This window comes from Desulfosarcina variabilis str. Montpellier, assembly GCF_048565275.1.
Lineage (GTDB): Bacteria > Desulfobacterota > Desulfobacteria > Desulfobacterales > Desulfosarcinaceae > Desulfosarcina > Desulfosarcina variabilis.
The window spans coordinates 9,601,595-9,618,553 of record NZ_CP159846.1 but is presented as its reverse complement, the minus strand read 5'-3'; the positions used below and the strand labels follow the sequence as shown (position 1 = coordinate 9,618,553).

Here is a 16,959-nt window from a genome sequence, read left to right as displayed (position 1 = left end):
ACTAACACTTCTTTTTTTTCTTATTCCAATACACCCATGGACAGTTCTCATCTCTTATCAGCGGGACATCCGTGACGGGCAGGTGCTCATGGCTGCCGATCACCAGACAGCCGCCAGGTGTCAGCCTTGAGAGAAGTGCTGAAAATGCATCTTGCAAGGCGCGGCCCTGGTAGTAGGTTAACAAATTGTTGCGCAGCAGAATCAGGTGAAAGGGATCCTCGTCAACCGGTCCATCCATCAGGTCGTGCACCTGCCAGCGGATGGACGGCAGCAGATGTTTGCGGATGATCGCCTGCCGGCCTTTTCGTTTGATATCAACATAGCGCTTTTTCATTTCATCCGGCAACTCCTTGATGCTTGTGCGGCTGTAAATTCCCACTTGGGCACGGTTCAGGCAGGCTTGTTGGACATCGGTGGCCAAAATGACCGGGGGGACCGGCGGGTGTAATGCATCGCACACCATGGCCAGGCTGTAGGCTTCTTCTCCGCAAGCGCAGCCGGCCGACCAGATGCGCAAAGGGGGTGAATATTGGCGGCTCAGATCCGGCAGAATCCGCTCCTGCAATGCCTGCCACAACCCTCTGTCTCTGAACAGCCGACTGATGGTGACCATCAGGCACTGTTCACACCCGGCTCTTTCCTGCGGCCGGGATATTTCGAGTAGGTATTGTTCAATAGTTGAACAGCCCAATTCGCCCATATGGCGGCGGATTCGCTTTTTAACGCCTTTGCGCACTTTTCGGAAACCGGCCCATGGGCGGTTCAGGTACTTGAGCAGGTCACTGAAATCACGATCACTGAGCATTATTGCGTCTCCATGGTGGTGATCCCAAACTCAAACCACAGTTGCTCAAGAGACATTTTTGTGGTTTGATGACGATTGATTATATCCATCCACGCCCCATTCATCACCTAATCATATGATGCGCAGTGATTTTCTCAATCTAATTATCCAACGCTGGGGGCCAAAATTTACCGCGACATCGTGATCGCCCAGTCTGGAGTGACACGAGTCACTATCACAAGGATACCAAAAGGACGCGGCAAATGAAAAATTTGACGATTATCGTGGCTGTCGGTTGTTGTTTGTTGATCGGATGCGCGGCGTTTTCCAAAAAGGCCAAAATGGAAAAGTATGGCCGGACTTTTGATTCGTATCAAATCGCCATGCGTATTTCGGATCTAAATGCCGTATGCCGTTTTGTGGATTCATCAGCCATGTCCCGGGAAGACTGTTTAAACCGGTTCGGCGATATCAAGCTTGTGGATTTCAAAATAATGGATACGCAGGCGGATGAAGAGAAAATGGAGGTGACCCAGGATATCAAGGTGTCCTACCATTTCCTCAACAATGTTCGGATTAAAGATCGTGAATACAAACAGACCTGGCATTATCTGGAAGATAGTGAGAAATGGCTGCTCAAGGATGGCCCTCCGCAGTTTGAGTGATCGGTCATTGCCAAGATGGACGGGCCATCCCGTTGACCCGTCACCCATGGGCAATAACGCGTTATTGCCTGCACCCTCAAGCGAAGGTTTTACCGTTCCATGCAAACCGGGTTCGTGGTGCTTCCGCGAAATCGATGAAGACCCGGTTGGGCTCGATTCCCAGTTCGGTTTGGATGAACGCACTGATCTTCTCGGCAAACGGGTTGCATTGGTCCTCGGTCAGGCCAAGACTCTTCAGCTCGACAAAGGCCGTGGGGGCATCGCTGCCGGCGAAGGTCATGGCTGTGTCGGGTTTGATGGCGGTCATCACATAGGCTTCGGGTTTGCCGACGAGATCGGCAATAAAGGCGGACGCTTTTTTGCCCAGATCGGTCACGGTAGTCTCAGCGATGGGGTGGTTGGTCTGGATTGAAAAATAAGGCATCTTGATTTCTCCGGGGGTCAAAAAAAGGGTTAAATGCAATCCGTGCCGGGCCGTGCATCGGCTTCACTCCGGCGGCCATGACCGCTTGAGATGCTTGAGCATACTGCGCACGGTATACCCGTGCGATGCCAAAAAGATAGTTAACTCCTCCAGATCAAACTCATCAATATCGATAGCGCTGGATTCGATCAGATCCGTCAGCTCAGCCGCGGCATCCAGCACGCGGTCCCATGCGTCGGCTTCTTGTTTAGAAATGGTTGCCATGGCCTACCGTTATTTTGCTTTTGGTTTGGCTTTGGCCTTGGCTGTGGGAGCCTTTTTTTTCGCCGGGGTGGGGTTGGGCTCCGGAGAATCATTTTCTGATTCTTTATCCGAATCAGCATCTGTCTTCGGAAGGGCGGGTTTCGATGAAGCGGGTTTGACAGGTTTTATTCCCTTGAGGATACGGGTGACGTCGGGGCCGTTTTTGGCCAGGAAAATCGACAGGGTGTCGATGGTCTCGTCGTCCAGGTCGATGGACAGATCCCCTTGTTTGATGAAAGCCGCCAGATTTTCAGCAGCATCCAGCATTTTATCATAAGCGTCAGCGTCTTTTTTTACCAGAAACTCCTTGTCCAGTTCCACACCATTTCGGACCACCACGTACTTGGTAATAACGGCCATATTGAATAACGCTCCTTATTTGCGACGTCTAAGATACTTACGCTGCAGCGCATAAATGACTTGGATGAGTCGATCTTGCTCTTCTTTTTCTATGTGCTTGAACTTGAAGGCGTAGCGATAAAACCCGCGCTCCTGGTCGTGTTCGACCCTGACGACTTCAGCCCTTTTTACATGAATCGTCTCGTCAGGCGTTTCCTCATCTCCAGGAAAGAGCATGCGTACATCGTGGACATGCTGCTCCGTTTTCAGCACCGAGCCACGCATGAACTTGAAATTGTGCTTGACCAGTACGCCGTATGCGCCACCTTCGCTGATATTAATCAGGTGGATGACGCCTTCAACTTTTTTCATGCGGAAATGCATTTCCGACCCCGTCAGGGTGTCCACCCGAAAATAGCGGCGCCGTTGCAGCCGTTCCACGTATTCTGGAAAGGGGACTTTCAGGCCCTTTTTGCTCAGCGTGCCGCCACGCGTGCTGAAAAGATATTCCAAATGGTCCGGCCCGTTGAAATTGAACCGTAAATGCCATCGTTTTTTATTGGCGGCAGCCTCTTTGAAATCATCCGGCGGGTCAACCAACAGATGTTTATCGTCAGGGGATTCCGTCAACCCGGTAATGCAGGTGAGCCTGTCGATTCCGGCGCCCACGACGTGCATGGAAATGATCACTTTTTTTTCAATCATTTCCTTGAACAGCTCAACAAGTTTCTGACCTTCGACCTTAACAGCGTCCCCCATATTCAACAATCCTTACGTACCAACACGGTGGCAACAGGTCTAGCGACCTGGTTGTTGTCTCCAACGGTTTTGTGATTTTTGATGCACACCGTGCGTTTTATAAGCGGCAACCCATTATACGCGAACCATGCGATGCATGGGGCATTTTTCGGATCTGATGCAATCTGCCAGTCTATTGCATCAAACGCAACCCTTCTTTCATTCTCGGCCATCGTCGCTGTTTCTTTAACGGTCCGCTTGCCTACTCTTTATCCTGGCCCTCATCCAACTGACGATACCGGTCTGCCTGCTGATTTTGTATGGTTTGAATATCGTCTTTAAGTTTTTTGTACCGCTCTACATCTTTTTTTCCGGTCATCTCTTCGACCGTGTCATCAACCCGCTCACGCGTATCGGTTCCCTCGCAACCACCGGCTATCATGGTCAGCGTTAACAGACAGACGAACAATACCCACTTGATTCCGTTGTTCATGGGTGCCTCCTCATTCAAATTGTTGACGAAAAGATTCAAAGGCGGCTTTAAGGTCTGCCAATTCATCACGAATGGCCTGGATCCGGGTTTCCAGCTGGTCCAGCCGATCCGCATCCTCTGGCGCAGGCAGCGGGTCAGTGGAAAGGATCTCGCTGTCCATCGCCGATGGATCGGCAAAAAGATGCGTGTACCGGGATTCTTTATGGCCGGGCAACCGCTGCATGCGGCGCACGAGGCCCCATTCGCTGAGCCGGTCGAGGGTTTCCTGAAGCGCTTCCAGGCTGTCAAACGTGCACAAGCGATCGCTGCGGCTGCGGATGGCCCCCGGTGTTTGGGGGCCGCGCAGCAAAAGGATGCACAGGGCGGCCGCCTCGGCGGCCACCATGTTATACTGGCGTGTAAACGTTTCCTCAAATTTCGGAACGCGGCCGGTGGAACTGCGGTTGATCAATCCTTTGGTTTCAAGGCTGTCCAAAGCCGTTTCGACCGTTTCTTCATCCCATGCCACCACTGGATCACGGTTGGATTTTTGGTTGCAGGCATTGGTCAGGGCGTTGAGAGATAATGGATAGTACTCCGGCGTGGCCATGGATTTTTCCATGAGACATCCCAGGACCCGGATTTCCTCTTCATTCAGACTGATGTCCATACTAACTGTCCTTCTTATCAAGGGACTTTTTCAACTCTGCCAGCGTCTCGTCGGACATACCGAAGCTGTGCTTATCGGTGGGAAAGGAAGCCCCGCGCACGTCGTCGCCGTAGGCCTTGATGGCATCGATAATCGTGGGCCTGATTTTGGTGTATTGCTTGACGAATTTGGGAATGAATTTATCGAAAAGGCCTACCATGTCATGGGTGACCAGTACCTGCCCGTCCACATCCACACCGGCCCCGATGCCGATCACCGGCACGTTTACCGATTCAGCGATAAGCTTGCCCAGCGGCGCGGGCACGGCCTCGGCAACAATGGAGAAGGCGCCGGCCGCTTCCAGGGCCTTGGCATCCTCGACGATCCGGCGGGCGGCAGCCGCATCCTTACCCTGCATCTTGAATCCACCCAGGGCGCTGGCGGTCTGGGGGGTCAGGCCGATATGTCCCTGCACCGGGATCCCGGCCTTGACAATCGCCTCGACCACCGGCGCAAAATCCACACCGCCCTCCAGCTTGACGGCATCGCAGCCACCTTCTTTCATCAATCGGCCGGAATTGATAATGGCGTCCCGAATGCCGGTGTTATAGGACATGAAGGGCATGTCACCCACCACCAGCGGATGCTTGCAGCCGCGAACCACCGCCTGAATATGGTGGATCATCATCTCCACGGTTACCGGTACCGTGCTGTCCAGCCCCAGAACCACCATGCCCAGCGAATCGCCCACCAGGACCATGTCCACCCCGGCTTCGTCGGCCATCAGTCCGAACGGATAGTCGTAGGCGGTAACCATCACCAGCTTGCGACCTTCTTGCTTGGCCTGCTTGATATCCATAATGCTAACAATGGGTTGTGTCATCGGTCGTCTCCTTTTCTAATGTTATATCTATCATGGGGTCCGGCAACATGGCCATGAAAATCCGATGGCCGGATCAATAGTGATGAACTCGTAAAAAGTCGCCGTTCAGACGGATTCGTAAAAAGCCCGAGATAAAGGCTTGCGAATCCTGAGAAATGAGGCGTACTGATCGTACTCCGCAGTGACGAAGGATGAAGCGTAACGCCGATATCGGACTTTTTACGAATCCGTCAATAGTGGGCCTGCAAGGTTTCGATCAGCGTAGTCAACGTCTGATTGACCGGCACCGGGATTCCGGCCTCGCGTGCCATGCGCACGATAAAGCCGTTGATGGCGTTAATCTCGGTGGCTCGCCCCTGATCCACATCTTGGCCCATGGAAGAACGGTTGGGGCCGGTGGCATCGGCGACCTGATACACCTTTTCCACTGGATCACCCTGGATGGCAATGCCCCGGGCACGGGCCACGGCCATGGCTTCATTGACCGCCTCACGGGCCAATGCGCGAGTCGATCCCAGATCCAGTATTTGCCCGTTTTTGATTCCCGTGAGGGCCGTAATGGCATTGATGCCGATGTTGATGAACAGCTTGGCCCACAGCAAGGCGTGGACGTCCGGTACCGCCCGGGTGACGATGCCCGCCTGGTTGAAAAAGTCGGCCACGCTTTCGGCCTTGTCCATGGCGGTCGGCGTCCATGGACCAATGACGGTTTCCCCCTCTCCGGCATGACGGATGGCGCCCGGCCCAAGAAAGGTGGCACCGTGGGACGTCGTGCCGGCGATGACCCGACCGGGATCAAGGGCATTTGCCAGGGTGTCGGCATTGCCCATACCGTTTTGCAGGGTCAGCACCAGGCCCGTGCTGCCGGACAGCCGGGCCGCGGTTTGCGCGGCGTCGTCGGTGTGCGTGGATTTGACAAATACCAGGGCCAGATCCACGGGGCCGATCGTTTCCGCATCCGTGGTTGCCGAAATGCGAACCGTTTTTTGCTGGCCACCCTTTTCAACGGTCAAGCCATGGGTGTTGATGGCATCCACGTGGTCTTTGCGGATGTCCAGCAAGGTCACTGATTTACCGGCCTCGGCCAGCAGGCTTCCGAACAGGCTGCCCATGGCGCCGGCACCAATCATGGCGATTTTCATGCTCCTCCTCCATTCATGATATTTTCATTAATTAATCATTTCATCATCTCGTTATTCCGTCATTTCGTCAATGCGCCAACAGGCCGCCAGATGGTTGTCGTCGATGGCGACCAACGGCGGCCGTTTTTGGACGCAGGGCGCGGACCGGTAAGGACATCGGGGATGAAATGCACAGCCCGATGGCAGGGCCGATGGATCCGGAGGCTCGCCTTCCACCAGTACCGGGGCCAGGCGATCCTGCGGGTCCGGCCGGGGAACTGCGTCCACCAGCGCCTGGGCATAAGGGTGGCGGCAACGCGCGTGAAATCCGTTGGCCGGGGCGATTTCCACAATGCCGCCAGCATACATCACGGCGATACGGTCACAAAAATGCTCCACCACACTAATATCGTGGGAAATAAACAGATAGGCCAGGTCGAATTGGTGTTGCAGCGCTTTCATCAGGTTTAAAATCTGGGCCTGGATGGACACATCCAGGGCGCTGACCGGTTCATCGGCCACCACCAGTTCGGGTTGGACGCACAAAGCCCGGGCAATGCCGATACGTTGCCGCTGGCCGCCCGAGAACTCGTGGGGATAGCGGTCCAGGTCGCCTGCATTCAGGCCCACGAAGGACAGCAGTTCGGCAGCCTTTTCGCGGCGCTCTCGTTTTGAATGCGTGCCGTTTCCAAAAAGCGGTTCGGTAATGCTGGCCGCCACGCTCATGCGTGGATCCAGGCTGGCATAGGGATCCTGAAAAATAAACTGCATGCGCTTTCTTAAGGGGCGCAAGGCCCGCCGATCCAGTTTGCTGATTTCCCGGCCGTCGAACCGGATCGACCCGCTGCTGGGGGATAGCAGTCGCACCACCAGACGGGCCAGGGTGCTTTTGCCGCAACCCGATTCGCCCACCAGCCCCAACCGCTGGCCACGGTCAATGGAAAGGGTGACCCCGTCGACCGCCCGCACCTGCCCTCTGGGCCGTGAAAACAAACCACCGCCCATGGGAAACTGTTTGGTCAGATCGGTTATGGTCAGTAGCGTATTATCTTGCATATTGCCAACATCTTACCTTATGCCCCGGCCTGACCCTCTCCAGCCCCGGTGCCGCATGCCGGCAACGGTCCATGGCCGATGAACAGCGCCCGGCAAAGGCGCAGCCCTCGATCGATTCGGTCGTGGCCGGGACCGTGCCGGGGATTTCGTGGAGCCGTTCCTGGTGCATGCCCAGTCGCGGCATGGACTGCAACAGCCCTTTCGTATAGGTGTGCAGTGGCGTGGCAAACAGGCTGGCCACGTCGGCGGATTCCACGATCCGACCGGCATACATCACGGCCATTTCTCCGGCGGTCTGTGCCACCACCCCCAGATCGTGGGTGATCATCAGCATGGCCGTGTTCAGCTCGGCCTTGAGCGATGCCATCAGGGCCAGGATCTGGCGCTGGGTGGTCACATCCAGGGCTGTGGTGGGCTCGTCGGCAATCAACAGGCGCGGCCGGCAGATCATGGCCATGGCGATCATGACCCGTTGGCGCATGCCCCCGGACAACTCATGGGGGTAAGCGGCAAGCCGCCTTTTGGCCGAAGGGATTCGCACCCGGTCCAGCCAGCGGGCCGCCTTTGCCAGGGCATCGCCCCGGGACAGCCCCAGGTGGACCATCAAGGGCTCGGCCACCTGCCGGCCGATGGTCAGGACCGGATTCAGGGCGGTCATGGGCTCCTGGAAAATCATGCCCATATCCCGGCCGCGGATCCGGCGCCGGGTTTCGCTGTCGGCATCCAATAGGTTCAAGCCGTTAAAACGAATTGCCTCACCGGTCACCCGGCCCGGCGGGGACGGTACCAGTCCCATCACCGCCATGGCGGTCACGGTTTTACCGCACCCGGATTCACCCACCAGGCCCAGGGTTTCTCCCGGGGCGATGCAAAGATCAACGGTGTCCACCGCCCGTCCCACACCCCCATTGGTTTTAAAATGGACCGACAGTCCCCGGATTGCCAAAAGGGCGTCAGGCATCGTCCGTGCCCGCATAAAGATAGGCAAGGGCGGTCAGGGCATAGATGCGGGCCGTATCCACCAACTGGTCCAGATCCACCCATTCATCCACTTGGTGGGGTACATGACGATCCCCGGCCCCCATGGTTACGATGGGAATATCCTTCAGGGCCCACAGATAGGTGCCGTCGGTGGCGCCGGGCACCCCGGCGAAATCCGGTTTATGGCCGCTGACCCGCTGGCTGGCCCAGACCGCTGCGCCCACGACCGGATCGGTATCGTCGGTGCGCGTGCAGGGCCGGTCGGAAAGAAAGTCGACCGTTACCGTTATCTCAAAAGGGCGGTCGATGCCCAGCCGATCGTCCAGATCCCGGTAGTGCGCATTGACTGTTGCCGTCACCTGCTCGGCAAGGCTGGCAAGCGCCTGGCGAATAGTCTCATGATCCTGACCGGGGATCGTGCGGATATCCACCAGGATCTGTGCTTCACCGGGAACCACGTTGAGTTGCGGTGGTCCCTGGGCCGGTGCCTGTATAACGGTAGGGGTGAAGCTGGGCCAGCCTAAAAGCGGATCCTGGCCATGGATTTCGATTGCCACGGCTTCCAGACCGGCCAGACCGCTGATGATCTGGGCCACGGCCGGTGCCGGATTCAACCCGGCCAGGGGCATGGCCCCATGGCTCATGCGCCCGTGCACCACGTAGCGTGCACGCAGCGCCCCTTTCTGGGCGATACACACCAGACCGTCCTGAGGTTCACAAATCACCGCCGCGGTTACCGTATCGGCATGGCCCTGTTTGATAAAATCCTGCACCCCGATCATCATGTCCTCTTCGTCGCACAACACGCCGCCCACCACACTGCCGGCCAGGGGCACGCCAGCGGCCTTGATTGCTGCCATGGCCACCAGCATGGCCGCCAGGTTGCCTTTGGTATCATTGGTGCCGCGGCCGATCATACGGCCGTTTTCGATGTGGGCGCCGAAGGGATCGTATTGCCACCTGGAGCGGTCGCCGGGGGTGACCACGTCGGTATGGCCTTCGAACATCAGGGTGCGTTTCCCTGGGCCGGCGGTCCAGCGCACGATCACATTGGGCCGGCCCGGCACAACGGTTTCCACATTGACATCGAAGCCCTGTTCCCGGGCAAACGCGGCAGCCACGCCGGCTGCCTCGGTTTCATTGGTGCCGGCCTGGGGATCCCATACCGAGTTGCACTGTACCAGGCGGGCGGTGAGGTCGATGACCTTTTGCGGATCGATCTGGGCCAGTACCGTTTCAATGGCTTTTTCAGGTATCATGGTTTTTTTCCTATCTTTTCAAATTTGAAATTTCAAATCATCTTAATCGGGGGTCCATAATATCCCGCAAACCGTCCCCCAACAGATTGAATCCCAATACGGCCCAGGCAATGGCCAGGCCAGGGAAAATGGCCATCCAGGGAGCCAGTTCCATAAAGGTCTGGGCCTCGCCCAGCATCCGTCCCCAGGAGGCATGCGGCGGCTGTGTGCCCAGTCCCAGATAGCTCAGGCCGGCCTCGGCCAGAATCGCCACGGCAAACTGGATGGTGGCCTGGATGATCAGGGGCGAGAGAATATTGGGCAGCACGTGGCGCCGTATGATGGTCAGCTCTGCCTGGCCAGCCAACCGGGCCGCTTCAATGTAATCCAGGCGTTTGACCGTCAGGGTCGATGCGCGGGTCAGGCGGGCAAACACCGGAATGTAATAAATACCGATGGCCAGCATGGCGTTAACGGCCGACGGTCCCAGAATCGAGGTGATCAGAATGGCCGACAACACCGCCGGAAACCCGTACAACAGATCGGCCAGGCGCATGATGGCTTCATCCATCAGGTGTCCGGTCCAGGCGCCGATCAATCCCAGGGCCACCCCGGCTCCCATGCCGATGGCCACGGTAATCAGGCCCACGACAATGGAGTTGACCGCGCCGGCCATGACCCGTGATAAGATATCCCGGCCATACTGGTCCGTACCCAGCGGGTGAGCCCATGAGGGGGCCTCCATGCGATGGCGGGCGTCCATGGTGTTGGGCGCATGGGGCGTCCATACCAGGCTGGTCAGGGCCATGGCCACAATCACCGCACAAAGCGTCAATCCCAAAACGAAATTCAAATTTTTAAAATAGCGGCGCATACAGCTCATCGCCCCAGCCGGATACGCGGATCAATGGCGGCGTAGGAAAGATCCACGATAAAATTGACGATCACCACACCAGCGGCCATGAACAGCACCACTTCACGCACCACGGGCAGATCGCGCTGGCCGATGGCCTGGAAGACCAACCGTCCCAGTCCCGGCAGGGTGAAGACATTCTCGATGATAATGGCCCCGGCCAGAAGCTGGCCCATCTGCAGGCCGAAAATGGTCAACACCGGAATCAGGGCATTCTTAAGTGCATGACCGTAAATCACCGTGCGCTCCTTGAGTCCCTTGGCGCGGGCCGTACGCACATAATCCTCGCGCAACACCTCCAGCATGGCCGAGCGGGTCAGGCGGGCCAGAATGGCCGCCCGGATCAGCCCCAGGGCAAGGGCCGGCAGAAAAAGCGCTTTCACCGAGCCGATGGCATCGGCCCGCCATCCGGGAAACCCGCCGGCTGAAAATATCCCCCAGTGAACAGAAAAGAGCAGCATGAGCAGGATGCCCAGCCAGAATTCGGGAATCGCCAGTCCCAATTGGGTGCCGGCCATCACGGCCGCATCACCGGGCCGGTTCTGGTGCCGGGCCGCATAAACGCCCAGGGGAATGGCCAGAACCACGGCGATGAGCATGGCCATGAGCGCCAGGGGGCCGGTGACCAACAGGCGCGAGCCGATCAATTCCGCTACCGGGATGTCATAGGCGATGGACCGGCCGCCAGTGCCGCGCAGCAGACTGCCCATCCAGCTCGTGTACTGCACCAGGAACGGCTGATCCAGGCCCAGCCGCGACCGGAGCGCGGCCAGAGTCTCCGGCGAGGCGTTGATGCCCAGAATGATCTGGGCCGGATCACCGGGCAGAACGAAGAGCACGGCAAAAACGATCAGGGACACCAGAACCAGGACGATGGCCAGGGAAACCGCTTTTTTTATCAGATAACCGATCATCGATGGATAAAATCGCGGCTATTTTTTCCACCACACCGCAGTGCAGTCCAGGGCGATGGTGGGATAATTCTCCCACCACCCCATGACATCGGCTTTCATCACCGGTAGACTGGGCACGGAAAAGAGAAATCCATTGACCGCATCATCGGCGATGATCTCCTGGCAGCGTCCGAACCATTCGGCTTTGCCCGCTTCGTCGGGAGCGGCCAGGGCCTTGGCATAGGCATCCTGAAACGCTTTGGAATCATACTGGAAGTAGTAGTCCGGACGGGCGTAGATGCCGATGTCCCAGGCTTCCACGTGGCCGATCATGGTCAGCTGGTACTCTTTTTTCTTGAAGATCCGGTCGATCCACTGTCCCCATTCAACGATTTCGATGGTCAGCTTGATGCCCACCTTGGCCAGCATGTCGGCGATGACCTCGCCGGCCCGCTTGGAATAGGAATAGATCGCCGGCAGCTTGATGGTGGCGGAAAACCCGTCGGGATAACCGGCCTCTTTCAATAGTGCCCGGGCCTTGTCCGGATCGTAAGGAAACCGTGCGGTGAGATCCTTGTAATACGGTGTGGACGGCGACCAGTGGGAGCCGATGGGCGTGCCGTATCCGAACATCACCAGATCCACCACACTCTGGCGGTCGATGGCGTATGCCATGGCCCGGCGCACCAGAAGGTTGTCAAAGGGCTTGGCCTTGTTGTTGGTGGACATGATCACCTCACCGGTGGTGGTGCCCGCATACACCTTGAAGCGCCTGTCCTTTTCCAGCAGCATGGCTGATTCCGGGGCGGCAATGTAGCCGATCACATCGATGTCGCCGGCCTTGAGGGCCGCGATCTGGGCTGCCGGGTCACTGATAAAGCGGAAGGTGACTTGGTCCAGGTAGGGCAGAAACGGATTCCAGTAACCGTCGAAGCGGACCATCTCCACCCGATCGCCCCGCTCCCATTTGACGAATTGAAAGGGGCCGGTGCCGATGGGCTTGAACTTGGCCTGCGCATACGCACCCTTGGGCAGCATCACCGCGTCACCTTCGGCCATGTGGGCGATAAACAGGGCGTCGACGTCCTTGAGATGGATGACCAGGGTGTGTTTGTCCGGGGTGTCGATTTTTTCGATGCCGCCAAAGTATTCGGGATGGGGGTTGCCGTTTTTGGGATCGGCGGCGCGCTGCAGATTCCATTTGGCCACGGATGCGTCAAATGCCTCGCCATTGTGAAACGTCACCCCTTTTCGCAGGTTGAAGGTGTAAACCCGGCCATCCGTTGACAAGGTCCAACCGTTGGCCAGACCGGGAAGGAAGATGCCGCGGCTGTCCACCTTGACCAGGCCTTCATAGATGTTGGCAAAGACTACCCGATCAATGGCCGCGGCGGTATTGGCCGTGGGGTCCAGGCCTGGGGGCTCGGCCGGCTGGCATACGGTCAGGCTGCCGCCTTTGACCGGGGTTTGCGAAAGGGCCGGCGTCGCCAGACCAACCAGGCAAAGGATCAACATCAGCATGCAAAGGGCCTTGTTCATTGTCGCTCCTTTCAGTCCGTATGAATCATAGCAATGGATGATACTAACGTGCGTCCAGATCCCGATAGGCTGTCAGTCCATGGACGCTGTGGGCCGCCAGAATACCATGAATGATGGCCCGGCTCAGGCAGTCGGCCGCCGCATGCCCCAGGAGATTGACCGCCTGGGCCGCAGGGGCGGCAAAAAAACCGGGCATTTCCGGCAGCGGCAGTTTGCCGGTGGCCAGGCAAAAAACGATATCACCATCAAACATGGTGTGCGCCGGCCGAATGGCCCGGGCCATACCATCGTGAGCCATCATGGCGATGCGCTTGGCCTGGGTGGGGGTGAGGGTGGCATCGGTGGCCACCACGGCCAGGGTCGTGTTTTTTCCGGGCTCCCCGCCGGGCGGCGGTGGCAGGACCACGCCCCCATGACGAAGGCCGGTGAACTCTTCCCCGATTTCAAGGCGCGCTTCCCAGAAGGTGCCGCGCTGCGGGTCAATGGTGGATCCCAAAGAATTGACGGCCGCCAGTGCGGCAACGGTCACACCGGATTCCAGGACTTCGCTGGCGGTTCCCAATCCGCCTTTGATGCCGCCGGACATGGCGCCTGTGCCCGCACCGACACAGCCCATGCTCACTTCCAGGGGACCGGCGGCGTTGCAGGCAGTCGCGCCCCAGGTCGCATCCACCGGTGGGATGAAATCGGTTCCCCGGCCAAGGTCATACAATACCGCCGCGGGCACGATCGGCGCCACGTGCTTGTCATCCAGGGCAAAACCGATGGATTGTGAGGCCAGCTGCCGGACCACGCCGTCGGCGGCGGACAATCCGTAGACCGACCCGCCGGACAGGCAGACGGCCTGCACCTGTTCCACCAGATTTTCAGGCGCCAGCAGATCGGTTTCGCGGGTTCCCGGGGCGGCCCCGCGCACGTCCACGCCGGCGATGGCGCCGTCGGGGCAGACGATGACACTGGTACCCGAAGCCGCCTTCAAGTCGGTATGATGGCCGAGCCAAAGACCGGCAACATCGGTCAATCCATTGGATTTTCCAGTTCGTGGCATAGGATTTGGTTATCAATTTGATTGTGGGTTGGGAATGGCGCTCTCAAGCCCGTGCGTATTGCTCCATCAGCAGGACAAAAGCCCGTGCTTTATAAGATACAATACGCAAGGCACGATTGCCTTGAAACGGATGGAATATACCATTTTTTATAAAAAATGGCTACGTTGTGACGCTTCATTTTTGGGCAGGCATTACTTGGTGTCGAGAAACCCGGATTGGAAAAGATCGTCGGCCTGGGTATCGATAATGCGGGATAGTTCCAGATAACGTTCCATCAGGGTATAGGCATAGGGCGTCAGGGTCGACCCGCCGCCGGCACTGCCGCCCTGGCTTTTCACCAAAAGAGGTTTGCCAAGCGCATCCTCGGTGACCTTGATTTTACCCCACACCGCCCGATAACTCATTTTCAGATCTTTGGCCGCTGCATTGAGAGAACCGCATCTTTCAATGGCTCTTAAAATTCGCATTCGGCCCAGCCCAAAGATGATACGACCTTGGCGATCTTCCAACCAGACCTTTGATTTGACACAGACTTTTGGTTTTTTTGCAGCCATCCCTCCTCCTGGCAGTCGAGCATGTGGGTCAATGGATGGCAGCAAGAATAACAGGCACAGGAAATGGCAGCAAGGGAAAAATAGTTCATATCCAGCACTTTCAAGGGCATGCCGGGGCGCATTCGATCAGATCGATTTATATTTCCGATTGTCAATATAAATCAAATTAATACAGCTATATATCAAAAACAATGCCCTGGGCCAGGGGAAGACTGCTTCCATAGTTGATGGTGGTGGTCTGCCGGCGCATATACCCTTTCCAGGCGTCGGAACCGGATTCCCGACCGCCACCGGTTTCTTTCTCACCGCCAAAGGCGCCGCCGATTTCCGCACCGGAGGTGCCCATATTGACATTGGCCAGACCGCAGTCCGACCCGGAGGCGGAGAGAAACAGCTCGGCTTCGCGCATATCGGTGGTGAAAATGGCTGAAGACAGCCCCTGGGGGACGTCGTTATGGATGGCGATGGCCGCTTCTACTTCGCCCTGGTAACGGATCAGATAAAGGATGGGGGCGAAGGTTTCGGTCTGCACGATGGGATACTCGTTTTTCACCTCGCAGATTGTCGGTTGAACATAGCAGCCGGAGGCATACGCCTCTCCTTCGAGGATCTGCCCGCCGCAAAGAATCTTACCGCCCTGGTCTACCACGTCGGCCAGGGCGTTTTTATACGCGGTTACCGCCTGGGCGTCGATCAGTGGTCCCATATGATTCTTTTCATCCAGCGGATTCCCGATGCGCAGGCTGGCATAGGCTTTTACAAGGGATTCAGCCAGATGATCGTAGATGGATTCGTGAATGATAATCCGCCGGGTGGTGGTGCAGCGCTGCCCGGCGGTTCCCACGGCCCCGAAGACGATGGCTGGTACGGCCAGGGCCAGGTCGGCGGCCGGGGTGACGATAATGGCGTTGTTGCCGCCCAGTTCCAGGATGGTCCGGCCGAACCGGCCGGCAACCACCTGGGCGGCATGGCGGCCCACCTGGGTCGAACCGGTGATCGAAACCAGCGGGACCCGGCGGTCTTCCAACAACTGCTGACCGACGTCGCGGCCACTGCCAACGGCCAGGCAGAACACGCCTTCGGGCACCACATCGGCGTTGGCCTCAACCACTTCGGCCAGGATATGGTGCACGGCAATGGCGGACAGCGGAGATTTTGAGGATGGTTTCCACAGGCAGGCGTTACCGCAAACGCTCGCCAGCGTGGCATTCCAGGACCATGGCGCCACCGGAAAGTTGAATGCGGTGATGATGCCGATGATGCCTAACGGGTGGTACTGGTCGTACATGCGATGCGCGACACGTTCAGAGGCCATGGTGAACCCGTAAAGCTGCCGGGACTGCCCCACGGCCAGATCGCAAATGTCGATCATTTCCTGCACCTCGCCCCGTCCTTCGGCAAGGGATTTTCCCATCTCATAGGAGACCAGCGCACCCAGGGCGTCCTTATAGTGCCGGAGGCGCTGGCCGATCTGGCGGACGATGTCGCCTCTCTGGGGTGCGGGCACTTGTCGCCATTTCAAAAACGCCTGCGCTGCCGTCTCGACCACGGTTTGATAATCGGCTGCCGTGGCCGGGAAAACGCCGGCAATACGCTTGCCATCCACCGGTGAAATCACGTCCATCGGTGAGCCCTGCTTGTTGCCATGCCAAACACGGCCGGTGCAAACCCCCGGATTTTCCTTCTCGATCCCCAACACCCGTAAAAATTCCATGCTGCCTCCCATCTGTAAATGGTTTCACATTAATGATAAACCCAAATCGGTATGGATGGGAAGGCGCGCGAAAAAAAAAGACAGGGAACACCGCGTTTGAGCGATTTTCCCTGCCTTGAGAGTTCAAGTTCTTGCCTCCGGTGGGGTCCTTGCCGGAGGCAGGATTTATTTCAGCGTGCAGCGTTTTGTCGTTTGCCCTCGACGCGCTGCACTTTCATGCGTGCGTTTGCCGTCCTATTCGCTAATTTCTTCTATGGAGAGCACATTGATCACTTTCAGATCGTCTTTTACTTGGATCGTGCCGGTCACGGTGACCTTTTTGCCGACCATGTCGGGTGTCATATCGCTGCCTTCAAGAAGATAAAGGCCGTCGGCGGCATCAAGAATAATAATGCCGCCTTTTGCAGCAATGGTGCCGGTTACGCTATCTTCGGCTGACGCCAGTCCTGCAGTGGCGACAACCATGAACAGGGCCAGAACTAGACCGATAATAATGTTTTTCTTTGATGATTTCATAAAAACCTCCTTCTGGTTGTTTGTTGACCCCCTGTTTTGCCCGTTGGAGACGAATTTGCCGTTGCACACCCATATTAAGCCCTTACCATGCTGGAACCGACCCGCGGTGTGCGTTGTATACTGCTTCA

Annotated in this window: 20 protein-coding genes; 1 reads left to right on the top strand and 19 read right to left on the bottom strand. The window is 57.4% G+C overall.

All coding sequences use genetic code 11. The annotated features are described in order from the left end of the window. Position 1 precedes the first annotated feature (1 nt). A complete protein-coding gene (locus tag Dvar_RS43195) occupies positions 2–805 on the bottom strand; it encodes a CheR family methyltransferase (protein ID WP_419659656.1) in 804 nt (267 codons plus the stop codon). Between the two features lie 242 nt (positions 806–1,047). On the opposite strand from Dvar_RS43195, the gene Dvar_RS43190 reads away from it, so the two are divergent. Next, positions 1,048–1,449 carry a hypothetical protein gene (locus Dvar_RS43190; RefSeq protein WP_419659655.1) on the top strand — a complete coding sequence of 134 codons (402 nt, stop codon included), beginning with the start codon at positions 1,048–1,050 and terminating at the stop codon, positions 1,447–1,449. Positions 1,450–1,525: 76 nt separating this feature from the next. On the opposite strand, the gene Dvar_RS43185 is transcribed toward Dvar_RS43190, so the two are convergent. From Dvar_RS43185 to Dvar_RS43100, 18 genes are all read right to left on the bottom strand, one after another. After that, the gene (locus Dvar_RS43185; RefSeq protein WP_419659654.1) at positions 1,526–1,873 is read right to left on the bottom strand and encodes a phenylpyruvate tautomerase MIF-related protein; all 348 of its coding nucleotides are present in this window, start codon (positions 1,871–1,873) and stop codon (positions 1,526–1,528) included. A 63-nt stretch (positions 1,874–1,936) separates the two neighbouring features. Further along, positions 1,937–2,137: a YebG family protein gene (locus tag Dvar_RS43180; protein ID WP_419659653.1), complete on the bottom strand. Its 201-nt coding sequence runs from the start codon at positions 2,135–2,137 to the stop codon at positions 1,937–1,939. A gap of 9 nt (positions 2,138–2,146) precedes the next feature. Continuing rightward, the gene (locus tag Dvar_RS43175) at positions 2,147–2,536 is read right to left on the bottom strand and encodes a YebG family protein (protein WP_419659652.1); all 390 of its coding nucleotides are present in this window, start codon (positions 2,534–2,536) and stop codon (positions 2,147–2,149) included. Between the two features lie 15 nt (positions 2,537–2,551). Continuing rightward, the gene (locus Dvar_RS43170) at positions 2,552–3,274 is read right to left on the bottom strand and encodes a flagellar brake protein (RefSeq protein ID WP_419659651.1); all 723 of its coding nucleotides are present in this window, start codon (positions 3,272–3,274) and stop codon (positions 2,552–2,554) included. Positions 3,275–3,515: 241 nt separating this feature from the next. Beyond that, positions 3,516–3,746: a hypothetical protein gene (locus Dvar_RS43165; protein WP_419659650.1), complete on the bottom strand. Its 231-nt coding sequence runs from the start codon at positions 3,744–3,746 to the stop codon at positions 3,516–3,518. 10 nt (positions 3,747–3,756) lie between these two features. Further along, on the bottom strand, positions 3,757–4,395 hold the full coding sequence (locus Dvar_RS43160) for a YceH family protein (RefSeq protein ID WP_419659649.1): 639 nt from the start codon (positions 4,393–4,395) through the stop codon (positions 3,757–3,759). Position 4,396: 1 nt separating this feature from the next. Beyond that, on the bottom strand, positions 4,397–5,257 hold the full coding sequence (panB, locus tag Dvar_RS43155; RefSeq protein WP_419659648.1) for a 3-methyl-2-oxobutanoate hydroxymethyltransferase: 861 nt from the start codon (positions 5,255–5,257) through the stop codon (positions 4,397–4,399). Positions 5,258–5,487: 230 nt separating this feature from the next. Then, complete coding sequence (locus Dvar_RS43150) at positions 5,488–6,399, bottom strand: ketopantoate reductase family protein (RefSeq protein ID WP_419659647.1); 912 nt, start codon at positions 6,397–6,399, stop codon at positions 5,488–5,490. Positions 6,400–6,450: 51 nt separating this feature from the next. Continuing rightward, positions 6,451–7,434: an ABC transporter ATP-binding protein gene (locus Dvar_RS43145; RefSeq protein ID WP_419659646.1), complete on the bottom strand. Its 984-nt coding sequence runs from the start codon at positions 7,432–7,434 to the stop codon at positions 6,451–6,453. After that, positions 7,424–8,395: an ABC transporter ATP-binding protein gene (locus Dvar_RS43140; protein ID WP_419659645.1), complete on the bottom strand. Its 972-nt coding sequence runs from the start codon at positions 8,393–8,395 to the stop codon at positions 7,424–7,426. The genes Dvar_RS43145 and Dvar_RS43140 overlap by 11 nt, the downstream gene beginning before the upstream one ends. Continuing rightward, positions 8,388–9,674: a M20 family metallopeptidase gene (locus Dvar_RS43135; RefSeq protein WP_419659644.1), complete on the bottom strand. Its 1,287-nt coding sequence runs from the start codon at positions 9,672–9,674 to the stop codon at positions 8,388–8,390. The genes Dvar_RS43140 and Dvar_RS43135 overlap by 8 nt, the downstream gene beginning before the upstream one ends. A gap of 37 nt (positions 9,675–9,711) precedes the next feature. Continuing rightward, a complete protein-coding gene (locus Dvar_RS43130; RefSeq protein WP_419659643.1) occupies positions 9,712–10,536 on the bottom strand; it encodes an ABC transporter permease in 825 nt (274 codons plus the stop codon). Continuing rightward, positions 10,533–11,480: an ABC transporter permease gene (locus Dvar_RS43125; protein ID WP_419659642.1), complete on the bottom strand. Its 948-nt coding sequence runs from the start codon at positions 11,478–11,480 to the stop codon at positions 10,533–10,535. Before Dvar_RS43125 ends, Dvar_RS43130 begins: the two co-directional genes overlap by 4 nt. A gap of 18 nt (positions 11,481–11,498) precedes the next feature. Next, on the bottom strand, positions 11,499–12,998 hold the full coding sequence (locus Dvar_RS43120; protein WP_419659641.1) for an ABC transporter substrate-binding protein: 1,500 nt from the start codon (positions 12,996–12,998) through the stop codon (positions 11,499–11,501). Positions 12,999–13,041: 43 nt separating this feature from the next. After that, positions 13,042–14,046 carry a P1 family peptidase gene (locus Dvar_RS43115; protein WP_419659640.1) on the bottom strand — a complete coding sequence of 335 codons (1,005 nt, stop codon included), beginning with the start codon at positions 14,044–14,046 and terminating at the stop codon, positions 13,042–13,044. A 192-nt stretch (positions 14,047–14,238) separates the two neighbouring features. Further along, positions 14,239–14,601 (bottom strand): winged helix-turn-helix domain-containing protein, encoded by a 363-nt coding sequence (locus tag Dvar_RS43110; RefSeq protein WP_419659639.1) that lies wholly within the window; start codon positions 14,599–14,601, stop codon positions 14,239–14,241. A 175-nt stretch (positions 14,602–14,776) separates the two neighbouring features. Further along, complete coding sequence (locus Dvar_RS43105) at positions 14,777–16,315, bottom strand: aldehyde dehydrogenase family protein (protein ID WP_419659638.1); 1,539 nt, start codon at positions 16,313–16,315, stop codon at positions 14,777–14,779. 234 nt (positions 16,316–16,549) lie between these two features. Continuing rightward, complete coding sequence (locus Dvar_RS43100; protein WP_419659637.1) at positions 16,550–16,831, bottom strand: DUF5818 domain-containing protein; 282 nt, start codon at positions 16,829–16,831, stop codon at positions 16,550–16,552. Positions 16,832–16,959: the final 128 nt, after the last annotated feature.

What these genes read in the sequence shown, in the direction of transcription:
- Dvar_RS43140 (WP_419659645.1), bottom strand. Translation starts at nt 8,395, where the DNA reads ATGCCTGACGCCCTTTTGGCAATCCGGGGACTGTCGGTCCATTTTAAA.
- Dvar_RS43190 (WP_419659655.1), top strand. Translation starts at nt 1,048, where the DNA reads ATGAAAAATTTGACGATTATCGTGGCTGTCGGTTGTTGTTTGTTGATC.
- Dvar_RS43145 (WP_419659646.1), bottom strand. Translation starts at nt 7,434, where the DNA reads ATGCAAGATAATACGCTACTGACCATAACCGATCTGACCAAACAGTTT.
- Dvar_RS43180 (WP_419659653.1), bottom strand. Translation starts at nt 2,137, where the DNA reads ATGGCAACCATTTCTAAACAAGAAGCCGACGCATGGGACCGCGTGCTG.
- Dvar_RS43115 (WP_419659640.1), bottom strand. Translation starts at nt 14,046, where the DNA reads ATGCCACGAACTGGAAAATCCAATGGATTGACCGATGTTGCCGGTCTT.
- Dvar_RS43185 (WP_419659654.1), bottom strand. Translation starts at nt 1,873, where the DNA reads ATGCCTTATTTTTCAATCCAGACCAACCACCCCATCGCTGAGACTACC.
- Dvar_RS43175 (WP_419659652.1), bottom strand. Translation starts at nt 2,536, where the DNA reads ATGGCCGTTATTACCAAGTACGTGGTGGTCCGAAATGGTGTGGAACTG.
- Dvar_RS43130 (WP_419659643.1), bottom strand. Translation starts at nt 10,536, where the DNA reads ATGAGCTGTATGCGCCGCTATTTTAAAAATTTGAATTTCGTTTTGGGA.
- Dvar_RS43160 (WP_419659649.1), bottom strand. Translation starts at nt 4,395, where the DNA reads ATGGACATCAGTCTGAATGAAGAGGAAATCCGGGTCCTGGGATGTCTC.
- Dvar_RS43120 (WP_419659641.1), bottom strand. Translation starts at nt 12,998, where the DNA reads ATGAACAAGGCCCTTTGCATGCTGATGTTGATCCTTTGCCTGGTTGGT.
- Dvar_RS43150 (WP_419659647.1), bottom strand. Translation starts at nt 6,399, where the DNA reads ATGAAAATCGCCATGATTGGTGCCGGCGCCATGGGCAGCCTGTTCGGA.
- Dvar_RS43170 (WP_419659651.1), bottom strand. Translation starts at nt 3,274, where the DNA reads ATGGGGGACGCTGTTAAGGTCGAAGGTCAGAAACTTGTTGAGCTGTTC.
- Dvar_RS43165 (WP_419659650.1), bottom strand. Translation starts at nt 3,746, where the DNA reads ATGAACAACGGAATCAAGTGGGTATTGTTCGTCTGTCTGTTAACGCTG.
- Dvar_RS43125 (WP_419659642.1), bottom strand. Translation starts at nt 11,480, where the DNA reads ATGATCGGTTATCTGATAAAAAAAGCGGTTTCCCTGGCCATCGTCCTG.
- Dvar_RS43100 (WP_419659637.1), bottom strand. Translation starts at nt 16,831, where the DNA reads ATGAAATCATCAAAGAAAAACATTATTATCGGTCTAGTTCTGGCCCTG.
- Dvar_RS43135 (WP_419659644.1), bottom strand. Translation starts at nt 9,674, where the DNA reads ATGATACCTGAAAAAGCCATTGAAACGGTACTGGCCCAGATCGATCCG.
- Dvar_RS43110 (WP_419659639.1), bottom strand. Translation starts at nt 14,601, where the DNA reads ATGGCTGCAAAAAAACCAAAAGTCTGTGTCAAATCAAAGGTCTGGTTG.
- panB (WP_419659648.1), bottom strand. Translation starts at nt 5,257, where the DNA reads ATGACACAACCCATTGTTAGCATTATGGATATCAAGCAGGCCAAGCAA.
- Dvar_RS43105 (WP_419659638.1), bottom strand. Translation starts at nt 16,315, where the DNA reads ATGGAATTTTTACGGGTGTTGGGGATCGAGAAGGAAAATCCGGGGGTT.
- Dvar_RS43195 (WP_419659656.1), bottom strand. Translation starts at nt 805, where the DNA reads ATGCTCAGTGATCGTGATTTCAGTGACCTGCTCAAGTACCTGAACCGC.